Raw genomic sequence first — 21,743 nt, 5'->3', positions numbered from 1 at the left:
AATGCCGGCCCACCCAGTTTAAGGCCCTCGCCGTGATAAGTGCCAAGCCCACCGATACCGCCCCGCTCGAGGTAATGAATTACGTCGCTTCTCGCCCCGGCGCCTGCGATGAAGTTTTTGATGAAGCTGGCAATGTCAAAGCACACTGGGCGCAGCTGCTTAGTTCATTAAAAGGCATGGGCTTTGATGCGTTTGCCGACCGCCAGAAAAAAGCCTTGCGCATTCTGCGCGACGATGGCGCCACCTACAATATTTACGATCAGGGCGATGCCGGTTCTCGCACCTGGGGGCTCGATTTGGTGCCGGCGCTGATCAGCTCCGAAGAGTGGGCCAGCACCGAAGCGGGGCTACTTGAGCGCGCGGAATTATTTAATCTGCTGCTCAAAGATATTTACGGTGAGCGCAAGTTGCTGCGCAGTGGCGTCTTGCCGCCGGAAGTGCTGTTTGCTCACCGGGGTTTTTTGCGCGCCTGTCAGGGTTTGGATTTACCGGGTGAACACAATTTAGTGTTGCACGCGGTGGATATGATGCGCGATAGCTCGGGCCAGCTTAGGGTGCTGACCGATCGCAGCCAGTGCCCCAGTGGTTTGGGTTACGCGCTGGAAAATCGCACGGTGATGTCGCGGGTGTTGCCGAGCCTGTTTCGCAACAGCCGTGTGCACAGGCTCGCTCCGTTTTTTCAGCGCCTGCGAGTCAAACTAAACAGCCTGTCGCCGAGTGATGACCAAGCCCGCGTAGTGGTGCTGACGCCCGGCGCCCACAATGAAACCTATTTTGAGCACGCGTATCTGGCCAACTACCTGGGGCTGGATTTGGTGCAAAGTGGCGACTTAGTTGTGCGCAACGGTTTTGTGTGGATGAAGTCACTGGCCGGTTTGAGCCGTGTTGATGTGATTTTGCGCCGCGTTGACGACTGGTACTGTGACCCGGTTGAACTGCGCAGCGACAGCCAGCTCGGTGTTGCAAACCTGCTCGAAGTGGTGCGCGCCGGGCGTGTGGCCATCGCCAACCCACTTGGTTCGGGCATCCTTGAAAGCCCGGTGTTGCTGAAGTTCTTGCCCGCTATTGCCAAAGCTCTGCTCGGTCGTGACTTGCGCCTGGGCTCGGTGCAAAACTACTGGTACGCCGACGCCGAAGATCGCGCCTACATCGATGCCCACCTTGACGAGCTGGTTATCAAGCCGGTATTTCGCCGGCCCGGCGAGCGCAGTGTGTGCGCGCGTGAATTAAGCGAGCAGCAGCGCCTTGCGCTCAAGCAGCGCCTCGCGGCAGCGCCGCTTGATTATGTCGCTCAGCCTTTAATCGAGGCGGCGCCAATGCCGAGCTTTGACGGCCGCGCGTTGCAGCCGCGGCCGGTGATTGTGCGCAGCTTTGCCGTGGCCTGTGATAATTCCTACGCGCTGATGCCCGGCGCTTTGACGCGTGTTGGGGTTGACGAGAGCTCGTTTCATATTAGCAATCAGGCCGGTTCGCTCAGCAAAGATACCTGGGTCATTGCATCCGAACCCCAGCTTAATTTGCGCGATGATGAGCAGCCCGAGCCGCAAGCAAATCAAAGTGAATTAAACAGCCTGCCTTCGCGTGTGGTTGAGAATTTATTCTGGATGGGGCGCTACGCCGAGCGCGCCGAAGCGTCACTGCGCATCTTGCGCACGGTATTTGTATTGTTAAATGGCGAAGAAGACTTGCCCGATACCGTGCGCCGTATTTTGCTCGGCGCGGTGACCAAGATCAGCTCGACCCAGCCGGGTTTTCTCGAGGCGAGCGACGAGGAGTTGGCCGACCCCGAAGCGCGCCTGCTCGGTGTGATTACCGATGCAAATCTTGTTGGCAGCGTGCGCTCGAATTTAAATGCGATGTTGTTCTGTTCGGATGAGAGCAAAGAGCTGTTGTCGTCCGATACGCTTCGGGTCATTAACGACATTCGCGATGCCTTAGGTGAGCTGGATGCGAGTTTTAAACCTGGTTTGAACTCGGCACCGGAAGAGGCGCTCGACCCCTTGGTAACCGCGCTGATGGCGCTTTCGGGTTTGGTGCAAGAGAGCATGGTGCGCAATATCGGTTGGCATTTTTTACAGCTGGGGCGCCGGCTTGAGCGCGGCATGCAAACGGCGACCATAATTAGTGAGTTTTTAAGCCCCGAACTTGCGCCGGCCGAGCAGAACATTTTAATTGAGGCGATGCTGTTGTCGATGGAAACCCTGATTTCTTATCGGCGTCGCTATCGCGCCCGCCTGGCCGTGCAGAGCAGTCTCGATCTGGTCTTACTGGATACCAGCAATCCGCGTTCGCTGTTGTTTCAGATAGAGGCCATAGACGAACACCTTAAGCGCCTGCCCACAAACCAAGAGCCGCGGCACGAGTTGCAGCCTGAACAGCGGGCGATACTTGAAGCGCAGAGCAGCCTTAAGCTCAGTGTGCTCACTGAGCTCAGCCAGCGCGACGGTGGCGAGCGTAAAAAACTCAGCGATAAACTGGCCCAGGTTGGCGAACTGCTGGCATTGATCAGTACGCAAATCAGTGACAAACACTTTGATCACCGCGAGAGTTCGCGTCAGCTTGTGCGCAGTAATTGGGAGTTTTAACGGTGAAATATCGTATTCAACATGTGACCGAGTATCAGTACGCCGACCGGGTTAGTCACTGTTACAACTTAGCGCACATGGTGCCGCGCAATACCTTAAGGCAGCGCTGTTTATCTACCCAAATTAGTGTGTCGCCAGAGCCCGCGCACGAACACCGGCGCGAAGATTATTTTGGTAATCAGGCTTACCACTTTGAAGTGCAGCGGCCACATCAAAAACTAAGTATTTGTTCAAGCGCGCAAGTGGAAACTTCTGCTCAGCCTTTTGCCGACAACCTGGATTTTGGTTGGAGCTGCTCAGAGGTGCGCCGCAAGTTAGAGCAAAGCCGCGATCACGAGTGTTTGTTAGCGCGCGAGTTTTTATTAGATTCGCCGATGGTTAAAACCGTGGCCGAATTAAAAAAATACGCTGAGCCGAGTTTTGCCGACGATAAACCGCTGCTGGTTTGTGTGCGCGATTTAACCAAGCGCATATTTAATGATTTTAGCTATTGCCCGGAAGCCACCACCATCGCCACACCGCTTGAAGAGGTGTTAAAAAATAAAAAAGGTGTCTGCCAGGATTTTGCCCATCTGCAAATTGCGTGTCTGCGCGCACTTGGGTTTCCGGCAAAATACATCAGCGGTTATATTGAAACGCTGCCGCCGCCGGGGCAGGAAAAACTGGTAGGCAGTGACGCGAGCCACGCCTGGCTGTCGGTGTATTCGCCCGGCGAGGGCTGGGTTGAATTTGATCCGACCAATGACAGCTTAGCCGGCGAGCAGCATATTATTACCGCCTGGGGCCGCGACTACTTTGATGTCACGCCACTAAGGGGGGTGATTTATGGCGGCGGAGACAACCCTGCGCTCAGTGTTTCGGTGGATGTTGCCCGTCTATAGCCTGTCTGTAATGGTTTTAAGTCACGTGTTCTATTGCGCTTAAGTAAGCTTATGGCAAATTTTTTATCGCCCATTTTTATGCAGCGCGCCCGCACTTTGATCAATGCCGGGCGGCCGCTGCCGTTTTCGATATACAGCTCTAAACGCGAGCAACACCTTTTAAATGTGCCTATTCACAAACCGCTATTAGTTTGTGTCGCCACCGGCAATAAGCACTTGGGCAATGATGGTGAGCGCGTTTGCCGGGCTGGTCATTTTGTTTTTTTGGCAACTCAAGCGGGCATCAATATGCGCAATATCCCGGGCGATATCGAATACTGCGCGTTATTAATTGAATTTGATGTCGATGACTTCGCGTGTTTAAGTCCAAGCGATATTGAACCTAAAAAGCTTAAAAACAGCAGTGATAAAACCTTGCCGGTCACAGGGCCGCTCAGTGATCTAATGTCGCTGGCGCTTGAGCAGTTTGTTCACTGGTCGGCAATAGCGCCCGAAACGCTGTGGTCTGCCAGGCGTCAGGAGCTGTTAAAGCTATTGCTTCTTGAAGGGCACAAAGGGCTTTCTGAGCTCGCCGGCGAAGCGCGCTTGAGTCAGCGCCTTTACGCCCTTATCGAAGCGGATTTAAGCTCGGATGACACCGCGCAGGTTTTTGCCCGCAAACTGGCGATGAGCGAAGCGAGCTTGCGGCGCAGATTAAAGGCCGAGGGTACCGGTATTCAGCAGCTCAAAGACGCTGCGCGCCTGGGGCGGGCACTGCACCTATTGCAAAGCAGTGATTTAAGTGTTGCGGCGGTGGCCGAGCAATGTGCGTATCAAAGCCCGTCGCGCTTTACCGATAAATTTAAACAGCGTTTTGGTTTGACGCCCAGCGAGCTGCGTAAAACACGTTCAGCGTGATCGCTTTGAGCGAAAAATTGAGTGTTTTTGTAGTAAAGCGCGGCGCTTTCAGGCTTTATCATTGTTGCACCGAAAACAAGAGCCTATGGAGGGCGCTATGTACCAAATATTAAAAAGCCAAAAACTCAATTTTTATTTAAGCGCAAGCCTAACAAGGGCGCGCTTACGTGTGTTGACGCTCGGCCTTGGCCTTGCTTTGTGTGCACCGTTAAATGCGCTGGAGCTTAGCAGCGAAGATATTAAAAATGGCGAGTTTATGGACAAAGCCCACGAGTACCAGGGTTTTGGCTGCGATGGCGACAATCTCTCGCCCGAGCTTAGCTGGTCGGAGGTGCCCGCGGACACCAAGGCCTTTGCGCTGTTGGCCTACGACCCGGATGCACCCACCGGCAGCGGCTGGTGGCACTGGCAGCTGGTCAATATCCCGGCGGATGTTCGCCACTTGCCCCGCGGCGCCGGGCAGGAGGGCTCAAAATTACTGCCCGATAACAGTGTGCAAATGCGAAACGACTACGGTGCCAACGCCTTTGGCGGCGCCTGCCCGCCCAAAGGGCACGGCAAACACCGCTATCAATTTACGCTCTATGCTCTGTCGACGCCGCTGCAGTTGCCCGAACAGGCATCGGCAGCTCTGGTTGGTTATATGGTTAAAGCTCACGCCATCGACGAGGCGAGCATAGAGGCTTATTATCAGATTGATTAAGCCTCAGCGCGGCGTCTGTTTGTGTACACCGAGCACAAGTGTAAGACCGGGCCTGCGGCCGCGACAAAGCTTTAAAGAATGTTTTAACGAACGCTTTAAAAGTTTTAAAGCATGATCCGGCCGCTACGCGGCTACTGTAGTTGAGGTTATTGATGTCTAAAGCTTGTTTATCTGGCGGCAAGTTGCGCGAAGGCGACGTTACTCCGGAATCGCTGTATGTAAATCGCCGCAGTTTAATTAAAGCACTGGGCCTTGGCAGCGCCAGTGTTGCGGCTCCGGCTCAGGCGGGTTTGTTGGATTTTTGGGCCGGTGACAGTGACAACCAAAACGATCGAAACCGCGATCAACGCAAACCCTTAAGCTATCAAGTCGATAATAATGCGGCCAAGCTTTCGCTGACGCCTTACCAAAAAGCCAGCAGCTACAATAATTTTTACGAGTTTGGCACGTCTAAAACGGCGCCGGCTGAAAACGCACACTCATTAAAACTCGAGCCCTGGACTTTGACAGTGGAAGGTGAGGTCAACAAACCTGGCAAGGTGGATGTCTGGCAGTGGATGAATCAGCAGAAACTCGAAGAGCGTATTTATCGCATGCGCTGCGTTGAGGCGTGGTCGATGGTGATACCGTGGCTCGGTTTTGAGTTGGGGAAGTTTTTAAAGCAGTTTGAGCCGACAAGCAACGCAAAATTTGTAGCTTTTGAAACGCTCTATGACCCCGAGCAAATGCCCGGGCAGAAATCTCGCTTGGTTGGCGGCGGTATCGATTACCCCTATGTTGAGGGGCTGCGCATCGATGAAGCCATGCACCCTTTGAGCATACTCGCCGTCGGCATGTATGGAAAAACACTACCGCCGCAAAACGGCGCGCCGCTGCGTTTAGTGGTGCCGTGGAAGTACGGTTTTAAAGGTATTAAATCCATCGTTAAAATCCGCTTGCTTGAAAAAATGCCGGCGACAACCTGGAATTTATTAGCACCGAACGAATACGGCTTTTACGCCAATGTTAACCCCGAGCACGATCACCCGCGCTGGTCGCAGGCGAGTGAGCGTTTTATTGGCCCCGGCTCGGCATTAAAAGTTGTGCGGCAAAAAACGCTGATGTTTAACGGCTACGCCGATGAGGTTGCGTCGCTGTATCGCGGCATGGATTTACATAAGTTTTATTAACGGTTTTTTTTGTGATCACGGTGCTTAAGATGCTGCTGCACTTGGCTGCATTTTTGCCCCTGGTGTGGCTTGTTTACGCTATTCCCGCCGGCGAGCTCGGCGGCGACCCGGTTAAAGAGTTAATACATTTTTTAGGTCTCGGTGCCTTGCGTTTGCTGCTGTTGACCTTGTTGGTTTCCCCGCTGCGTGCTTTAAGCGCGTATTCGCCGCTAATAAAATTGCGCCGGCCCTTAGGCTTGTGGTGTTTTGCCTGGGCCAGCCTGCACTTTTTTGCCTGGCTGTATTTAGAGCTCGGTTTTGATTGGCCCTTGATTGCCTCGGAGCTGTTAACGCGTAGTTATGCGCTAATTGGCCTGTTTGTTTGGTTGATACTGAGCTTGCTTGCACTGACCTCTGTGCCGTTATTGCAGCGTAAAATGGGCCTTCGCTGGCGCGCATTGCACGGCTCGATTTATATCCTGGTATTACTGGCCTGTTTGCATTTTTACCTGTCGGTAAAAAGCGATGTTGTTGAGCCGCTGCTGTATTTTGTGGCCGCTGTTGTGCTGTTGGCGCTGCGCCGGCGCAGTATCAAATCGTGGCTTAAGAGTTTGAGCGTTTTGTGGTCCCGAGCTTAAGGCAGCTTTTGAGCTGAAAGCTATCAACGTTAAGCGCTTTATTTAAGCGTTTTAATTCCTTTCTTATTTGTCTTTTGGCGTCTAAATTATCTTTGCTTATATCCGCTGGAGCGGGGTGAGTTTTGACCTACACTGAACTGTACTTTCGCGGCGGAGCCCGCAGCCCCCTGATATCTCTCAGTCATCAGACAATTGGAAGTACAGATTTATGACCTTTAAAAAGCTCGCCTTAAACAGTGTTTTTCTTTCTTCGATGGCCGTATTAACGGCCTGTGATAACGGCAACGGTGGCAGCGACGGCCTGCTCGGATCAAGCCCGGAGCCGTCGCCGAGCTCAGAGCCGGTGGGCAGTACCACCTTTACTATTTCGGTTGAGGCGCCGGATTCACTTGCCGGTGCGCAGACGGCGAGTATATTTGACAAGCTCGGCCAGTTTTTTCTGCCCTCGGCGTATGCGATTGGCAATGACGACCTAGATGCCGATAACTTTGTGGTCACCATTGTCGATACCGCCGGCAATGTTGTAGAGCTGGTTGAGATTGCCGCTGAAAATATTTTCCAAAATGAAGACGGTACCTGGGCCATTCAGGTTCCGGGCGATCCACGGCTCGACTGCGTGATTGCGGTGGATGTGAACGGCTCGCCTCAGGTCACGGTCGGTTCGCCTTTGCCAAGTGATACCCTGCAAGCGCCCACTTTGGATGAGGATATCGACATCGACATCGCATCGACGGTGGCCTTTCAGAGTTTTATTGAATCGCTGGCCGAAGAGGGCGGCGGTGCCGGCGTGGGTTTTGATGAGCTCGACATCGACGTCGACGACAGCACCGAGCTTGCGGCGGTCGAACAATTGATTATCGCTGTTGAAGAAACCTTTGACGACCTAGTCGACTCGGGAGCGATTGCGCCGGAAGACTTTACTTCGGTCGAGAGTTTTTACGCGGAAGTTGAAGCGGTCACCGCCGAGGTGATAGAGCAGGAAATTGAAAATATTCAGTCATCGGTCAGCGACACACTTGCCGACAATATCAATGGCGGCGGTGCTCTGTACTGGTGGGAAGCCGAAGATGAGGGCGAAGATGGCTTCTTTATTGAGCGCGGCGTGGTATCTACCAGCGCTGAAGTGCTCTACGAGTACGATGTCGACGGCGGCCAGTGGCAGATGTTTGTTGCCGATGTCGCTGACGACGATTTAGTGTTAAGTGCCGATGGTTGGGTCTTTTCATCTGATTCCGTTGTGATTTCCAATGTCGCTGACGACGGCACCATCACGGTTGCTGACGGCGCGGTTGCCAGTATTCAAGAAACAGTGATCAGCGAGCAGAGCATAGATCTTAACGGCCGCTCTATTGCCGACTTTGCCGCAACTAATGCCGACATAGCGCTGTTGAGCCCGCTGATTGATGCCGGCGCTAACTTTGGTGATGGCGCGCGCGCCTACCGTATTACCGCGGCGACAATCACCGATGTTTACCACCTGTGGTACGAACCGGGCGACGACAACGGTACATGTCCGTGGTCTGAACAGAGCGCTGCGGCACTTGGGGGCAACTGTATTACCGCCATCGTCAACAACTCCGGTCAGGATGAAGCGGCGCCGGCAACGCTCGATGCTCTGTTAAGTGAAAGCGCCGCCGATGCCACGGTCAGTGCGCCACAGATTAAGGGTGTGCAGCTGGCCTGGACAGAGCAGGGCATAATCCTGGCCGAACTGGTTGACAACAGTGCCCGCGACGTAAACGTTTATCATTACATCTGGCAAAGCAGCGCCGGTACATCTGAGTACGAATTTATCGCGGCGGCTAACTGGCAGCAAACCAGCCCGGCCGGTCTGCCCGATGGGGAAAGCATGATCGTGCTAGAGCTGCCAGATGCAGTGCTTGAAGCCGGTGATATGGATGAAGACGAGCGCATCGCTATCTTTGCCGTGCACGACAGTTTTGTGCGCCAGGGTAGTTTTGAAGCGGCCGGTGCCGAAGAAAGTGGTATTACTGTCTATAACGAACTGGCCAATAATGAACTGCTGGCCGCACTCGACTTTGTGCATATTTCGGCGCTCTATGTTAACGAGGCCAATGCTTGTTCGTTTGCCAGCGAGTGGGACGATACAGCCTACGATGGTTTTGGTGGCCCGGCCTCTGAGGCGACAATGGTGACCTTCGAAAAAGTTGTTGAGCTGTGTCGTCAAAATACGGGTTATGAGGGTGCGGGTTTTGTTGCCGCAGATTTGCAAGATAGCAGTTTCCTTGTTGGCAACGATACCTACAGCTTTAATGCCGATGGCAGCGGCGACAGCGGTGCGCCGTTTACCTGGTCGGTGGCTGAAGGGCGCTTGAGCTTGAGTTACAACGATGTGCAGATGCAAGGTGATAGCGGTACGTCCTATACCCTTAATGCGAGCGAAATATTTGAAGTGGTGGCGCAAGATAGCAGTACGGGTTTGATGGAGTTCAGGGCTTTTTTCCAAAACGACTTGTGGCAGCAAGCGAGCCCGGGGCCGGCAATTGATGCAGCCTTCGGTGATTTGTGGAGCGGAGGGTTTGAAGAGCTAAGCGCTCAGCCCTAAACGCGGCGCCAGTCCCTAGCTAAAAGCCCGAGCTGAATTGTCGCCCGGGCTTTTTTGTTTGTTTTAGTTGTTGGAGATATTGATCGTTCGTTGAGCTTGGCGCCCTAGTTCTTTTTTAGTGTTTCGGTATACTCGGTGCTCAAAATAAAGATAGCTAGGGAAAACTATGATAATGCTTCGCCCTTGGTCCCACGTTGTAGCGCTTGCCTCTGTGTGCTGTTTGGCAGCGTGTAAGCCCCATGCCACCGATACCGATAGCGCTAAAGACGCTGCTCAATCGACTCAAAGCTCGCCGTTAGTTAGCAGTGATCAACCGGCAAAAACGAGCGCCGATGCCTTTGCCCAAGAGCGGGCGCTGTTGACCATGCTCGATTTTGAAAGCCCGGATCAGATCGCTTGGTTAGAAGACAGCGGTGCCAGCCACACGCTTCAAAAAAGCGACGATGGCAATGCCGCGCTTGTACTTAGCTTTTCCGATCAACACGGTATTTCCAAAGTCTCGGCGACACCCTCTAAACCGTGGCCGTTAGCAGGCTTGGAGGAGTTTAATCTAGCCCTGGATGTGCAAAACCTAAGCCCGGTTTCGACGCAGTTCTATGTATCAATAGAAAACGGCAGTGGCGCCTATATGAGTCGCTCGATTGCGCTGCCGGCCTCGTATAAAGGCACTATTTATTTCCCTGTTGCCGGTGTTGCCGCTGAAACTGAAACCGGCCTGTGGGGCGAAGAGCCTGTGTGGCACAGCGAAGATCAGTTGATGATCTGGCGTTCGTGGCGCAAAGACTGGGCGCCTTCAACGCAATTAAGTCGCATCAACTTTTTTGCTCTGGGTTTATTACAAGAGCAGCAAGTGCAAATAGATAATGTGCGTTTGCGGGCCAACCCTAAAATGCGCGAGGACTGGATGCTCGGCATTATCGATCAATACGGCCAGTACAACCGCATGGATAGCCCGCTCTATGTGCACAGTGATGCCGAACTAAAACAGCGTGCCGAACAAGAATTGAAAGAGCTGGAAAGCTCTAAAGGCATGCCCAATCGCTCGCGCTTTGGCGGCTACAGCGCCGGCCCCAAACTCGAAGCAACGGGATTTTTCCGCACAGAAAAAGTAGATGGCAAGTGGTGGATGGTTGACCCAGACGGCTACGTGTTTTTCTCCCACGGCCCGGCAAACGTGCGCATGGCCAACCTGACAACCATTACTGGTATCGACTTTAAAGACGAGCGCGTTCGCGCGCGCAGCGACGATGAGCTGACGCCGGAAGATTCGATGGGCATTGTTAAAGTCAGCGACGAAGCGCGCAGTACCCGCTATGTGGCCTCCGAGCTTCGCAAAAATATGTTTGCCTGGCTGCCAGCTTACGACGAGAGCCTGGCCAAGCACTACAGTTATCGCCGTTCGACCTTAAAAGGCCCGGTCGCCCACGGTGAAACCTACAGTTTTTACCGCGCCAACTTAGAGCGCCGCTACGGCGAGCAGGCGCCGCTGTCGTTTATTAAAAAATGGCATGAAGTGACGGCTTTGCGCATGAAGCACTGGGGTTTTACCTCGTTTGGCAACTGGGTTGACCCGGCTTTTTACGATATGGAACAGGTGCCATATTTTGCAAATGGTTGGATTATCGGCAATTTCAAAACACTTTCTGGCCATAAAAATCACTGGGGTTTAATGCCCGATTCTTACGACCCGGTATTTGCTGAGCGCGCCGAGGCAACGATTAAAGCCATTGCCGATGAGGTCAAAGCGTCGCCGTGGTGTGTTGGTATTTTTGTCGATAACGAAAAAAGCTGGGGTGAACGAGAGGGCAGTGTCGAGGAGCGCTACGGCGTAATTCTTGACGCGCTGTCAAAAGATGCGGCCGACAGCCCTGCTAAAACTGCGTTTAGTAACATCATTAAACAGCAATACGGCAGCATCGAAAAGTTAAACCAGGCATGGAATACCGAGCTTGCCTCGTGGCAGCAGTTTGAAAAAGGCTTAAATTTTACTCAGCACAGTGACGCGCTAGTGGCCGACCTGTCGATGCTGCTTGAACAGCTTGGTGAGCAGTACTTTAAAGTGGTCAAAGGCACATTAAAGCGCTACCTGCCGAATCATCTATATATGGGCGCGCGCATGGCGAACTGGGGCATGCCCGATGAAGTGATCAAAGCCTCTATTAAATACTCCGATGCGTTGAGCTTTAATATTTACGAAGACGGTGTGCAGCAAAGCTCTTGGTCCTTCCTCGAAGAGGTTGATTTACCGGTTGTGATTGGTGAGTTCCATATTGGTACGGCAACGGATTCGGGCCTGTTTAACCCCGGCATTGTGCACGCCTCGGATCAAAAAGACAGGGCCAGAAAGTACCGCGATTATATGGACAGTGTTTTGGCAAAAGATTATATGGTTGGTGCGCACTGGTTCCAGTACGTTGATGAGCCTGTTTCCGGCCGTGCCCTCGACGGTGAAAATGCCAATATCGGTTTTGTTACCGTTGCGGATATTCCCTACCCGGACTTAATCAAAGAGGTGCAAGACTTTACTTCAACGATGTATCAGCGCCGATTAGATCAAAAATAGGCCTATTACTAAAAAGTAACGGCATGCGCTGTATTGTCTTAAGCGCATACCGTTACTGCCACTGCCTATCGGCACTTAAGTTATTAGGGCTTATTTACGCGGGTAAAGCTCATCAGCGCATTGCCACTTTTATCAAAAAATACCAGTGATTCAGCCGCTGCTTGATAGCTGCTAACTTGAGAGAGGGCGGGCAGGTAAAGATCTTCATTTTTCTGGCCGTCGCCCTGGCAGAGCATCTTGGTCGAGGCGAGTGGGCCGAGTGTGATTTTACTGCCCTCGAGGCTATAGCCGCCCATAAAACGGTTGCAACCGCCATAACCGTTGGCCTGCCCCTCACTGAGTTTTAAACTCAGGGCCTCGCCACTGGCACCTTTAGGGTTTTTCAGCCCGCCGAGTGAACTTAGCTCCCAGTGGCCTTCTATCAACACAGCTTTAACCTCACTTTGATTAATTTTTTCGCTCGCAGGCAAGCTCGGCACACGGCGCACTAATACCTGCACAGTTTCGCCTTCAGCTTTTGCAAACGGGTCAATATGTTCGGTATTGGTAAACATTAATTTGCCGTCGTTATTGATACGTGCGCGCAGCGCGTAGCGGTGTTTGCTGTTTATCTCAGAGGTTGTGTAACTTAACTTGATTTGATATGGCGGTGCTTTATCGAGCGTAATTTGTTGCTCTTCAATCACCGTGGCAGCAACGTCTTGCTTGGATACATCTTCGAGGCTAACGGTTAGGGTTGCACTCGGTGGCAAGGCCATGCGCTCGCGATAAAAAACTTCGACAGGGATGCTTTTCATATTTTTGTCCCCATTACCCTCACAGGCCGAAAGGCTTAGAAGAAGCGTAGCGGATACAGAAATTATCAGCGCAGTGCGCATAATCAGGGCTTTGAACATAGTTCGTCCTTGGTTCTATTGGTTAATGCAAGAATGTGGATTACAGAGATTCATACGCTAGCATGAAGCTTGAATACGTATTTGAAAAGCCTTGCAGGTAAATTCAGCAGGTGTTTTTTGTCGTTTGTATATTTAAGCTTCGGCCGAGTTGTGCTCTGGTCGCGTGAATCATTCTAGAGCGCAGCCTTAAACGGCTTTTCTGTCAGTGAACCTTGTGCTCCGCGCTGCTTTAGCTTCTCGAGAACTAAATTTGGCGCCAGCCATTTGTTGGCTATCCACTCGGGTGCAAGCAAGGTGGGGCGCCGTGCGTAGGCGCTGATGCGGTGCATAACAATATCGCCAGGGCTTTTTCGGATAAGTTCGGCGGCCATTGTCGCGTAGTCATTTACGCTTAGACAACTTAGCCGCCCGTTTCGCCAGGTACGGGCCATAGCGCTGCCATCGACGCCGCACCTTAACTGAAAGCTGTGTGTAGTCAGTGACGTATCAAAGTGCCCTAACAGTTTTTAATTATTTGTGGGAGCCGGCCTTGCGTTAAATTGACTCACCAAGCCCCTTGTCATAAATGCGGCAAGCACAATAGCGGCGGCGTAGCTCAGGGTGCTAGGCAGCATGGCATGAGCGTGCTGAGCCTGGGCGAGAAAGTTAAGATCATACTGTGCGGCAAGATAATTAGTCAGTGCACCAAAAACAAAACCGACGCCGATTACGCTGCCCAGGTAGGCCGCCAGCGCGCGTTTGCCGAGTTCGCGCCGGACCAGGCCAACCGTGGCGATATTGGTGGCTGGGCCAACCAGCATAAACACCAGCACGGCACCGGGGGAGACGCCACTAAATAAAAAACCGGCGGCAATTGGCGTAGACGCGGTGGCGCAGATATACATCGGCACACCGATGGCTGCCATAACAATAAAAGCAAGCAGGCCGTCGCCCCATTGGCTCAAAAATTCGGTTGGCACATAAGTGCGCACGATCGCCGCAAAGGCAAGGCCAATTAACAACCATGGGCTGATATCTTTAACCAGGTCGATAAAACAAAAACGCAGGCCCTGTTTGATCTTTTCTATAACACTCGTGCTTGTGTTTGCTTTTTCTTTGCTGCAGCACGTACTTGTTTCATTGGCTTTGGTTTCAGTTGTTTCAGTTGTTTCAGTTGTTTTAGCACAGCAGCTTGCTTGTTTATCCGCCTGTTCTGTTGCGCTCGTGGGCGTTTTATCGTCGTCCTTGCCGACCAGAAGGCCGGCGCAGATAGCGCTGCATATCGCAGCAATCGGGCGGATGATGGCCATAAATGGCCCGAGCAGGGCGTAGGATATTGAAATGGAGTCCACCCCGGTTTCTGGGGTGGAAATTAAAAATGAGGTGGTTGAGGCCTTGGAGGCGCCGCTTCGCCTAAGCCCCAGAGCAGCAGGAATAACGCCGCAGGAACAAAGCGGCAGCGGTGCGCCAAACAGCGCAGCTTTAAGTGTTGAAGTAAAACCCGGTTTGCCTAGATGGCGGGCGAGTAACTGCTGGGGCACAAATGCTTTCATCAGGCCGGCTACCAATAAACCGAGTAATAACCACGGCGCAGATTCAACAAAAATATCGGCGAAGTTGGCAATTAGATTCATTGCGGTGCTCCTGTTTGTTCGTTTGCCGCAAGGGCTTCGAGTATGCTGCAGTGGCTTGCGCTACTCGGCCCGCCGGCGCAGTTTTGGCTAAGCAGAGCCAGGCTTGCACGGATTCGGTGAAGTTCGCTTATGCGCGCATCGACGTTGGCCAGCTTTTCATCGACGAGGTCTTTCACCTCTTGGCACGAACTTTTATCTTTGTCGATTTTCAGCGCCAGCAATTCGCGGATCTCAGTTAGGCTAAAACCGACTTGTTTGGCTTTAAGAATAAAATTTAAGCGCGCGAAGTCGTCATTGGAATAGAGCCTGTAACCCGAGGCGCTGCGCGCGCTGGCACAAATAAGTGCGTTTTTTTCATAAAAGCGCAGGGTGTCCTGGCTGATGCCCGCTCGCTTGGCCAGTTCACCTATTTTGAACTGCTGTTTCGCTGTGTTATCTGAGTCTGTCATGGGCTTAGTATAAACCTTTGACTATGGTCCAGGGTCAAGCCTTGAATGGCTTTCTTTTGCATAATTGGCAGCAGCGCTTAGGTTTGCTTGCTGTTTAGCTGCTGTTTGCATTTGCTTCGTTTTTTGTGGGCATATTCGTAGCTATCGTTAGCTTGCGTCTCAGCTTAAGCTTGCGCTGCGATAATTGGGCCAAGTTGGCGATATCGAGCTTAAGTTGATCTATATTAGAAGTACTATATGACAGCCGGCTTGTTTATGAGCAGCGCCTCTGATTCGCCTTCCTCCAGGTCTTCCAAGCAAGCTTCGCCCGGTGTTGAAAACAACCGGCATGAAGCTCCACCAGCGCGCCGCGACCCGCCCGAGCGACCGCAGTTCATTCCCTATCGTTTTGAGTTTGATGAAGACAAAGGCCTGCTCTGGGGGCATGCCGAAGAAAAACCGACACTAGAGCAGTGCAATGAAGAGGGCAGCCCCTATCAGTTCACTGAGGTTGAGCGCAATATCAACCGGGTGACCTTGCCAAAACTGCAGATGGAACTTGAACAGCTCGGCTGGGGTGAGCTGTTTTATCCGCGCAATAGCCTCGATTCATTTGTGCGCAAAGTTAAGCAGAACTTCCCCGGTCGTTATCAGCTGGCTGAACGCAAACACGCCGGGCTTAAAATTACCGTCAGTAACGATAGAAAATCTGCGCGCGCACAGACAACTCAGGCGTGGGGCGGTATGGCAATTAGTGACGAGGCGATAGCGCTCGCGGTAGACAAAGCCCGCCTTGACGAGCGCTGCACTATCCCCTCGGCGCTGGCTAAATTGCGCAACTGTAAGATCGCAATTGATGTGATTGTTGCTGAAGCAAAGCCGGCCGTTGATGGCGATGATGCGTTGATTAAAATCAACGTGAACAGTAAAAAAACAGTTGATCGGGATGTCGACTCACTCGAAGCGATCGATATGCACGAGGTGTTTGATTACACGGTGGTGGATGAGGGTGAGGTACTTGCTGAAAAAATCCCAGCAAGCGAGGGTGAGCCCGGTTTAGATGTGCTTGGCAAAGCGATAAAACCTAAAAAAGGCAAAGACCTTAAGTTACCTAAAAAAGGTGACGGCGTTGATTATCACCCCGAAAATAAGCATGTCTTAATCGCGAAGATAAAAGGCCACCCGGTTGTGTCACCGAGCCAGGCAAAGGTCGACCCGGTACTTACCTTAAAATCCGTTGATTTAAGCAGTGGCAATATTGACTACGATGGCACGGTAATTGTTACCGGCAATGTCAGAAGTGGTTTTGAAGTTAAAGCAACGGGCGATATTTTTGTTAAAGGTTTTGTCAATAAATCTCATTTAAGTGCCGGTGGCAGTATTTTTATTTCTGGTGGTGTGCAGGGGGATAGCGGTGACAACGAGCACAGTTCATCGTTTTCCGCCAAGGGCAATATTGAAGCGAAGTTTATCAATCAAAGTAAAATTCACTGTGTTGGTGAGCTGCATGTGAAAGAGTATTTGCTCGGTTGTGACACGCTGGCGCTTAGCAAAATCAGCCTCGGGGAAAAAAGCGGTCGCGGTGCCATCATCGGTGGTGTGACCAAGTGCAATGGCCCGATTTACGTAAAAAAACTCGGCAGTGAAGCCTACATCAGTACAAAAATTGAGCTGGGTACTGTGTCGGCCGCACAGAAAGAGCTGGAAAAAACCAAGCTAAAAAGAGAGCGGCGTGTGGCTGAAAGCCAGCAGCTTGGGCAAATCCTGGAAAAATATCGCCAGTCTGACACGCCGACCTTAGTTGGTAAGCTAACGGTTGATAAGGCGCGAAAAATCGAAGAGACATTTTTGGCTATCCAGAAAATCATTGAAGATTACGATGCGCATATTCACGCATTGCAGGCACTGGTGCCGGATGCCGATAAGCTCTATATCGATGTGCAACATCGCATTTATCCCAATGTCTCGATTTGTATTAACGATGCCTGTCAGGAAATTGAACGGGAGCTTAGCAAAGTGCGTATTGAAAAGTCGGAGCAGGGTTTGCAGTTTCAAGCCTTAACAACCGGGCTAAAGGGGCAGGCTTAGGTTTTCAGGCATTCGGTTTTAACGATTCGGGTTTGGCTTTAAGCATGCGGGCTTAGCTTGTAAGATTAAGAGGTAAGTAGATGTTTGTTGCAGATATTATGACTGCCAAGGTGGTGACAGTTGGGGTAGAGGCCAATTTGGCCGAGCTTCGTGCAACCTTTGAGCTGGTCAATTTTCGCCACCTGCTGGTTCAGCAGCAGGGCAAGCTACTCGGTGTGATCTCCGATAGGGATGTCGCCAGGGCCTTGAGTCCTTTTTTAGAGACAGAACAAGAACGCGAGCTCGACCGGCAACTGCTGAGCCGCAATGTTGCCGAGATAATGAGTAAAAACTTGATTACAGTTGATGAAGAAACCCTGATTGACAGCGCCTCAATACTATTAATAGAAAACAATATCTCTTGTTTACCGGTTGTGGACGAGCTGTCACATATACGCGGTATCGTTAGCTGGAAAGATATTTTACAGTTTCATGTCTACGGTGTTGATACAACGGTAAGTGCTTAGCCGGGTTTTGATTCTATTGCTGGCTAGTAAGCTCTGAGGCCGCCTCTGCAGGCTAAAAGGCGTGTTCACCATTTATCTGAGCCAGCTTGAATTTAAAGGAAGCACGTGCGCGCTAGCTTATGAGTGACAGCAACGACAAACAACATCGTATCTGGCTTGCGTTAAGTGCTATACCCGAAGGCAAGTTGGTCACTTACGGCCAGCTAGCAAAGCTAGCCGGGCTGCCAGGTTATGCGCGTTACGTTGGCACGCAGCTTAAAAAGCTACCGCACGATACCAATCTGCCTTGGCATCGTGTTGTCAATGCGCAGCGCCGCTCGTCGTTTCCACCGGGTTCAGATTCATACAACAAACAGCTACAGCGCCTGCGGTTAGAGGGGGTGGATATCAAAAACGGTAAAATCCCTCAGACCTTTTTTCTGCCGTCTTAGGGCCGGTTAACACTTGTTAAATGCATTCGGGATTTTTTACTCAAAGAGATAGGCTGGCTCACGCATGGCGCAAACGCTTTTTGGTTCAAGTTGTTCACAAATTATGGATCCAGTGCACGGAGGCATCGGCTGTCTTAGTCACGAAGTGCACTGCATTGATCACGCTCTGTTTCAGCGCCTGCGCTACATTGTTCAAAATGATGTGGCTCACTTTGTATTTCCGGGTGTTACTCACACGCGCTTTAGCCACTCTCTTGGGGTAATGCATTTAGCCGGGCGTTTTTATCGCAATTTAATCGAGCAATATCTGGCGCAGGCAAAAGACAGTTTTTACGGCAGTCAGGCGCATGTTGATGCTATTTATTATGTCAATTGTTGTTTTCGCTTAGCTGCGCTTTTGCACGATACCGGCCACTTTCCGTTTTCCCACGAATTTGAACGCATTCATTTTGCACAGCCGGTATTGGCCGATAAGCGCTTGCTAAAAGAGTTCTGGGGCAGCGATAAACTTTGGCAAAAATACGCCGCTGCGCGGTTCGAAACGCCTGGCCAGAGTTTTGCCCACGAAGACTACTCGCTTGCCGTTGCCTATAAAATTTTAACGCATGCTAATGCAGTGGCTGAACTGCCGGTGCTTGTTGACGACGTGCTTGCGCTAATGGAAGGCAGTTGTCATCCGAGCTCAGAGCGTTGGCAAAAGAGCTGTGTTTTGCTTTATGAGGTGATTGCCGGCCGCGAAGATGCAAGCCAAGCGCAGGATCACGACTTTCTCTGTGCTGCTCTGCGCAAATTCTTTTCGCTGATGGTTTCGGGTGAAGTGGATGTCGATAAAATGGATTACCTACTGCGCGACTCGTATTTTTCCGGTGCGAAATATGGCTTATACAACTTAGATCACCTGCTCAGCACCTTGCGTGTTGGCATTGACCCCGATACCAAGTGGGTGGGTTTAACGGTGATGGAAAAAGGCGTTGTCGCACTTGAAGACTTTGTGTATTCGCGTTTTCAGCTGTACCAAAATATGTGGAGCCATAAAGCCGTTGTCGGCGCCAAGCTTTTGTTGGCCGATGCGCTACTGGAGTGTGAAAGTCCCGAGCTGGTTGCTCAAATTCGAGCTTATTTAAGCTGTGAAAACAGTTTTTGTTTGTTTACCGATCAGTTTTTCCTCGAGTTGTTTCGCCGGTCAGCGATGCAGGGCCAAACTGTTGCAGTCAAACGTTTTTTAGCGCGCGAAAAATACACGCTGCTGGCCAAACTTGAAAACCCAAGTGGTGAAGAGGTAGAAACACAGCTGACTTTGTTGCGACGTCGTTATGGTGATAGCATTCGCTACCGGAAAACACGTATTAAGTTTTCAAAAATTCCCGATCGGGATTACAGCGATATCAAAGTCATAGGTCGCAGTGTAAATGGCCAGGCGGCCCCATTGCAGCCGCTGAACAAATCGCTTGCAATGCTACAAAAATTTACTGAGGTACTGCTAGTTAACTTTTATTTGGCCGATTATTAGTGCCAGTAATACCGAGTTGCAGCGGCTATTTCTACAAACCTTTAGCTGGATAACGATACGATGCTGCAGCGCCCAGTGCATCTGATGTTTGATATTGATGGAACCTTAACTGAGTCCTGTGCCTTTGACAGTGAATGCTACGAAGCGGCAATTGCTGAACTGGTCGCTAGCCCATTAGTTGAAGATAGAAATCATTACCGCGATGTCAGCGATGAAGGTATTTTGCGTCAGCATTTAAGTGAATGTGGCATCACTAATCAGCAGGCTCTTATCGCGGAGCTTAAGACAAGCTTTGTTGCCAAGATCGGGCAGCGCCTTAAGCGCGAACCTGCGCGGGCGATTACAGGTGCCAGGCGCATGCTTGACTACTTCGGCACAATGCCGCATTGCACCTTGTCCTTGGCAACGGGCGGCTGGCTTGAGAGCGCTAAGCTGAAACTGGCGTCTGCGGGCCTGAATGTAAATGATGTGCCTATAGCCAGCAGCAACGACCACTTCAAGCGCACTGAAATTATGCGATGTGCCTACAACAGAGCCGGCGTCACGGAAGCTCAAACCGTTGTTTATATCGGCGATGGCCTTTGGGATAAACGCGCGTGCGCCGAGCTGGGCTGGCCTTTTGTGTTGGTGGGCAATAAGTGTGAGCACCGTTATCGCGTCGACGATTACTCGGATCTGGATCATTTTCTGTTCGAGCTCAAGCTCGCTGTTAACTCCATGCCTTAGTGCAGGTGTTGAATAGGTATTTTCTCTTCTTATGCTGCTTACTGAAATGCCGATTAGCGCAAGGTGGTTTGTCTCAGCCTGTTTGTGGCTTGGGCATTGCTTTTTTGACATAGCAATCGTCAAATAGGCTTGGTACTATTTCATCTTCATCTATTAGCCACTGCTCTTCGCTGAATTCGTTTTAGTGTGTCAGGATTTCTCAACCTTTAGGTTTCCGCTACCAGCGCTAGTTGCCGCTGTCTGAGTGCTGGCAACTAATACTAGTAAGTGCCGTTAGCAAGTAACGTTAGTAAGTAAACGCGGTTTAGATGGAACATAACAACAAATAAAATAACAAGAAAGAACGATACAGCAGTAGACCAACAACGAGTAAAAGGGACGATCTATGCTCGACCAAAAGCCATCAAGCAAAGCTATCTTTGAACACATTATTCAGTTGCTGATACTCGGCATTATGATTTATTGGTGTTTCAGCATTATCCGCCCGTTTATTCAGCCTGTGGTCTGGGGCATGATTATCGCGGTGTCTTTATTTCCGCTCTATACGCGTTTTAAAGCACTGTTTGGCAAACGGCCCAAACTGGCCTCACCTATTTTCACCTTGATATTATTGGCCTTGTTAATTGTGCCTGCCTATCAGGTTACTGTCAGTGCCTCTAGCTCGGCTGCAGACTTTGCGCAAAAGCTCGATGCCGGTGAGCTGGTGGTTGCGCCACCGTCCGAGCGTGTCAAACAGTGGCCCGTCGTCGGTAAAGACTTATATGAGCTGTGGTACAGCGCCTCTAGAAACCTAGACGAAACCATTGCCAAGCATAAAGACGCTATTGGGCGTTTTGGCAAAGCCGCGTTTTCAACGGTTGCCGGTGTAGGTTTTGGCATCTTGCAGTTTATTTTATCGATCATTATTGCAGGTATTTTTCTTGCGAATGCTGAGTCATGCCGCCGCTTCGCGGATGCATTGGTGGTAAAACTTGCAGGTAAGGTCGGTGAAGATTTTGCTGTGCAAGCGGGCAAAACAGTTGCCAGTGTCGCCAAAGGTGTGCTTGGTGTTGCGTTTATTCAGGCGGTATTGGCGGCAATAGGTTTGCTGCTATTAGGTGTGCCCGGTGCTGGAATTTGGGCCATATTGGTGTTGATTGTTGCCATCGTGCAGTTGCCGCCGATTATTGTATTAGGCCCCGTTGCGATCTATGCGTTCTCGGCTTACGACAGCACATCGGCGACCATATTTTTAATTTGGAGCCTGCTTGTCAGTGCATCCGATGGTGTGCTCAAACCGATGTTGCTCGGTCGGGGCCTGCGAACGCCAATGCTGGTGATTTTACTCGGCGCAATTGGCGGCATGATGATGTCGGGCATTATGGGCCTGTTTGTTGGCGCAGTTGTCTTAGCACTTGGTTATGAACTATTTATTGCGTGGCTTTACGGTCATCGGGACAGCCTTGAGCAAACAAACAGCCCTGAGCCGATAAACAGCCCTGAGCAAGTAAACAGCCCTGAGCCCCAAAACAACCCTAAACAAGCAAAGAGCGACGATATGGAGGCCGAGGCCTAAGGTCGGGTG

At 51.3% G+C, this 21,743-nt stretch carries 18 protein-coding genes; 14 read left to right on the top strand and 4 right to left on the bottom strand.

All coding sequences use genetic code 11. The features are described from left to right. The first annotated feature begins 32 nt into the window (after positions 1-32). The 8 genes from CFK45_RS14760 to CFK45_RS14725 all read left to right on the top strand — a co-directional run bounded on the left by CFK45_RS14760 (position 33) and on the right by CFK45_RS14725 (position 11,981). A complete protein-coding gene (locus CFK45_RS14760) occupies positions 33-2,585 on the top strand; it encodes a circularly permuted type 2 ATP-grasp protein (RefSeq protein ID WP_239923705.1) in 2,553 nt (850 codons plus the stop codon). A 2-nt stretch (positions 2,586-2,587) separates the two neighbouring features. Then, positions 2,588-3,466 (top strand): transglutaminase family protein, encoded by an 879-nt coding sequence (locus CFK45_RS14755; RefSeq protein WP_096087206.1) that lies wholly within the window; start codon positions 2,588-2,590, stop codon positions 3,464-3,466. Positions 3,467-3,517: 51 nt separating this feature from the next. Then, positions 3,518-4,363, top strand: coding sequence for a helix-turn-helix transcriptional regulator (locus CFK45_RS14750; RefSeq protein WP_239923703.1), 846 nt, complete (start codon positions 3,518-3,520; stop codon positions 4,361-4,363). Between the two features lie 97 nt (positions 4,364-4,460). Beyond that, positions 4,461-5,066, top strand: a complete 606-nt coding sequence (locus tag CFK45_RS14745) for a YbhB/YbcL family Raf kinase inhibitor-like protein (RefSeq protein ID WP_096087215.1) — start codon at positions 4,461-4,463, stop codon at positions 5,064-5,066. Between the two features lie 152 nt (positions 5,067-5,218). Further along, positions 5,219-6,235: a protein-methionine-sulfoxide reductase catalytic subunit MsrP gene (gene msrP, locus CFK45_RS14740; RefSeq protein WP_096087205.1), complete on the top strand. Its 1,017-nt coding sequence runs from the start codon at positions 5,219-5,221 to the stop codon at positions 6,233-6,235. Between the two features lie 11 nt (positions 6,236-6,246). Then, positions 6,247-6,852 carry a protein-methionine-sulfoxide reductase heme-binding subunit MsrQ gene (locus CFK45_RS14735; RefSeq protein ID WP_239923701.1) on the top strand — a complete coding sequence of 202 codons (606 nt, stop codon included), beginning with the start codon at positions 6,247-6,249 and terminating at the stop codon, positions 6,850-6,852. A 208-nt stretch (positions 6,853-7,060) separates the two neighbouring features. After that, a complete protein-coding gene (locus CFK45_RS14730) occupies positions 7,061-9,418 on the top strand; it encodes a hypothetical protein (RefSeq protein ID WP_096087203.1) in 2,358 nt (785 codons plus the stop codon). A 166-nt stretch (positions 9,419-9,584) separates the two neighbouring features. Then, positions 9,585-11,981, top strand: a complete 2,397-nt coding sequence (locus CFK45_RS14725) for an agarase (protein ID WP_143247608.1) — start codon at positions 9,585-9,587, stop codon at positions 11,979-11,981. An 83-nt stretch (positions 11,982-12,064) separates the two neighbouring features. On the opposite strand, the gene CFK45_RS14720 is transcribed toward CFK45_RS14725, so the two are convergent. The 4 genes from CFK45_RS14720 to zntR all read right to left on the bottom strand — a co-directional run bounded on the left by CFK45_RS14720 (position 12,065) and on the right by zntR (position 14,939). Next, positions 12,065-12,778 carry a YbaY family lipoprotein gene (locus tag CFK45_RS14720; protein ID WP_158224720.1) on the bottom strand — a complete coding sequence of 238 codons (714 nt, stop codon included), beginning with the start codon at positions 12,776-12,778 and terminating at the stop codon, positions 12,065-12,067. A 272-nt stretch (positions 12,779-13,050) separates the two neighbouring features. Further along, positions 13,051-13,356: a TIGR01212 family radical SAM protein gene (locus CFK45_RS14715; protein ID WP_349677400.1), complete on the bottom strand. Its 306-nt coding sequence runs from the start codon at positions 13,354-13,356 to the stop codon at positions 13,051-13,053. 27 nt (positions 13,357-13,383) lie between these two features. Continuing rightward, complete coding sequence (locus tag CFK45_RS14710) at positions 13,384-14,490, bottom strand: SO_0444 family Cu/Zn efflux transporter (RefSeq protein WP_096087199.1); 1,107 nt, start codon at positions 14,488-14,490, stop codon at positions 13,384-13,386. After that, positions 14,487-14,939, bottom strand: a complete 453-nt coding sequence (zntR, locus tag CFK45_RS14705; RefSeq protein ID WP_096087198.1) for a Zn(2+)-responsive transcriptional regulator — start codon at positions 14,937-14,939, stop codon at positions 14,487-14,489. The genes CFK45_RS14710 and zntR overlap by 4 nt, the downstream gene beginning before the upstream one ends. Before the next feature lie 255 nt (positions 14,940-15,194). On the opposite strand from zntR, the gene CFK45_RS14700 reads away from it, so the two are divergent. The 6 genes from CFK45_RS14700 (at position 15,195) to CFK45_RS14675 (ending at position 21,734) form a co-directional block, all read left to right on the top strand. After that, positions 15,195-17,006, top strand: a complete 1,812-nt coding sequence (locus CFK45_RS14700) for a DUF342 domain-containing protein (RefSeq protein ID WP_158224719.1) — start codon at positions 15,195-15,197, stop codon at positions 17,004-17,006. Between the two features lie 80 nt (positions 17,007-17,086). After that, entirely contained in the window at positions 17,087-17,512 is a 426-nt protein-coding gene (locus CFK45_RS14695) for a CBS domain-containing protein (protein ID WP_096087196.1), read from the top strand. Between the two features lie 119 nt (positions 17,513-17,631). Beyond that, complete coding sequence (locus CFK45_RS14690) at positions 17,632-17,943, top strand: MGMT family protein (protein ID WP_096087195.1); 312 nt, start codon at positions 17,632-17,634, stop codon at positions 17,941-17,943. Between the two features lie 64 nt (positions 17,944-18,007). Further along, on the top strand, positions 18,008-19,453 hold the full coding sequence (locus CFK45_RS14685) for an HD domain-containing protein (protein ID WP_096087194.1): 1,446 nt from the start codon (positions 18,008-18,010) through the stop codon (positions 19,451-19,453). A gap of 60 nt (positions 19,454-19,513) precedes the next feature. Next, the gene (locus tag CFK45_RS14680; RefSeq protein ID WP_096087193.1) at positions 19,514-20,179 is read left to right on the top strand and encodes an HAD family hydrolase; all 666 of its coding nucleotides are present in this window, start codon (positions 19,514-19,516) and stop codon (positions 20,177-20,179) included. 385 nt (positions 20,180-20,564) lie between these two features. Next, complete coding sequence (locus CFK45_RS14675; protein WP_096087192.1) at positions 20,565-21,734, top strand: AI-2E family transporter; 1,170 nt, start codon at positions 20,565-20,567, stop codon at positions 21,732-21,734. Positions 21,735-21,743: the final 9 nt, after the last annotated feature.

This window comes from Agaribacterium haliotis, assembly GCF_002312815.1.
GTDB lineage: Bacteria > Pseudomonadota > Gammaproteobacteria > Pseudomonadales > Cellvibrionaceae > Agaribacterium > Agaribacterium haliotis.
Note: the sequence above shows the minus strand (reverse complement) of the source record. Positions and strands in the feature narration are given on the sequence as shown.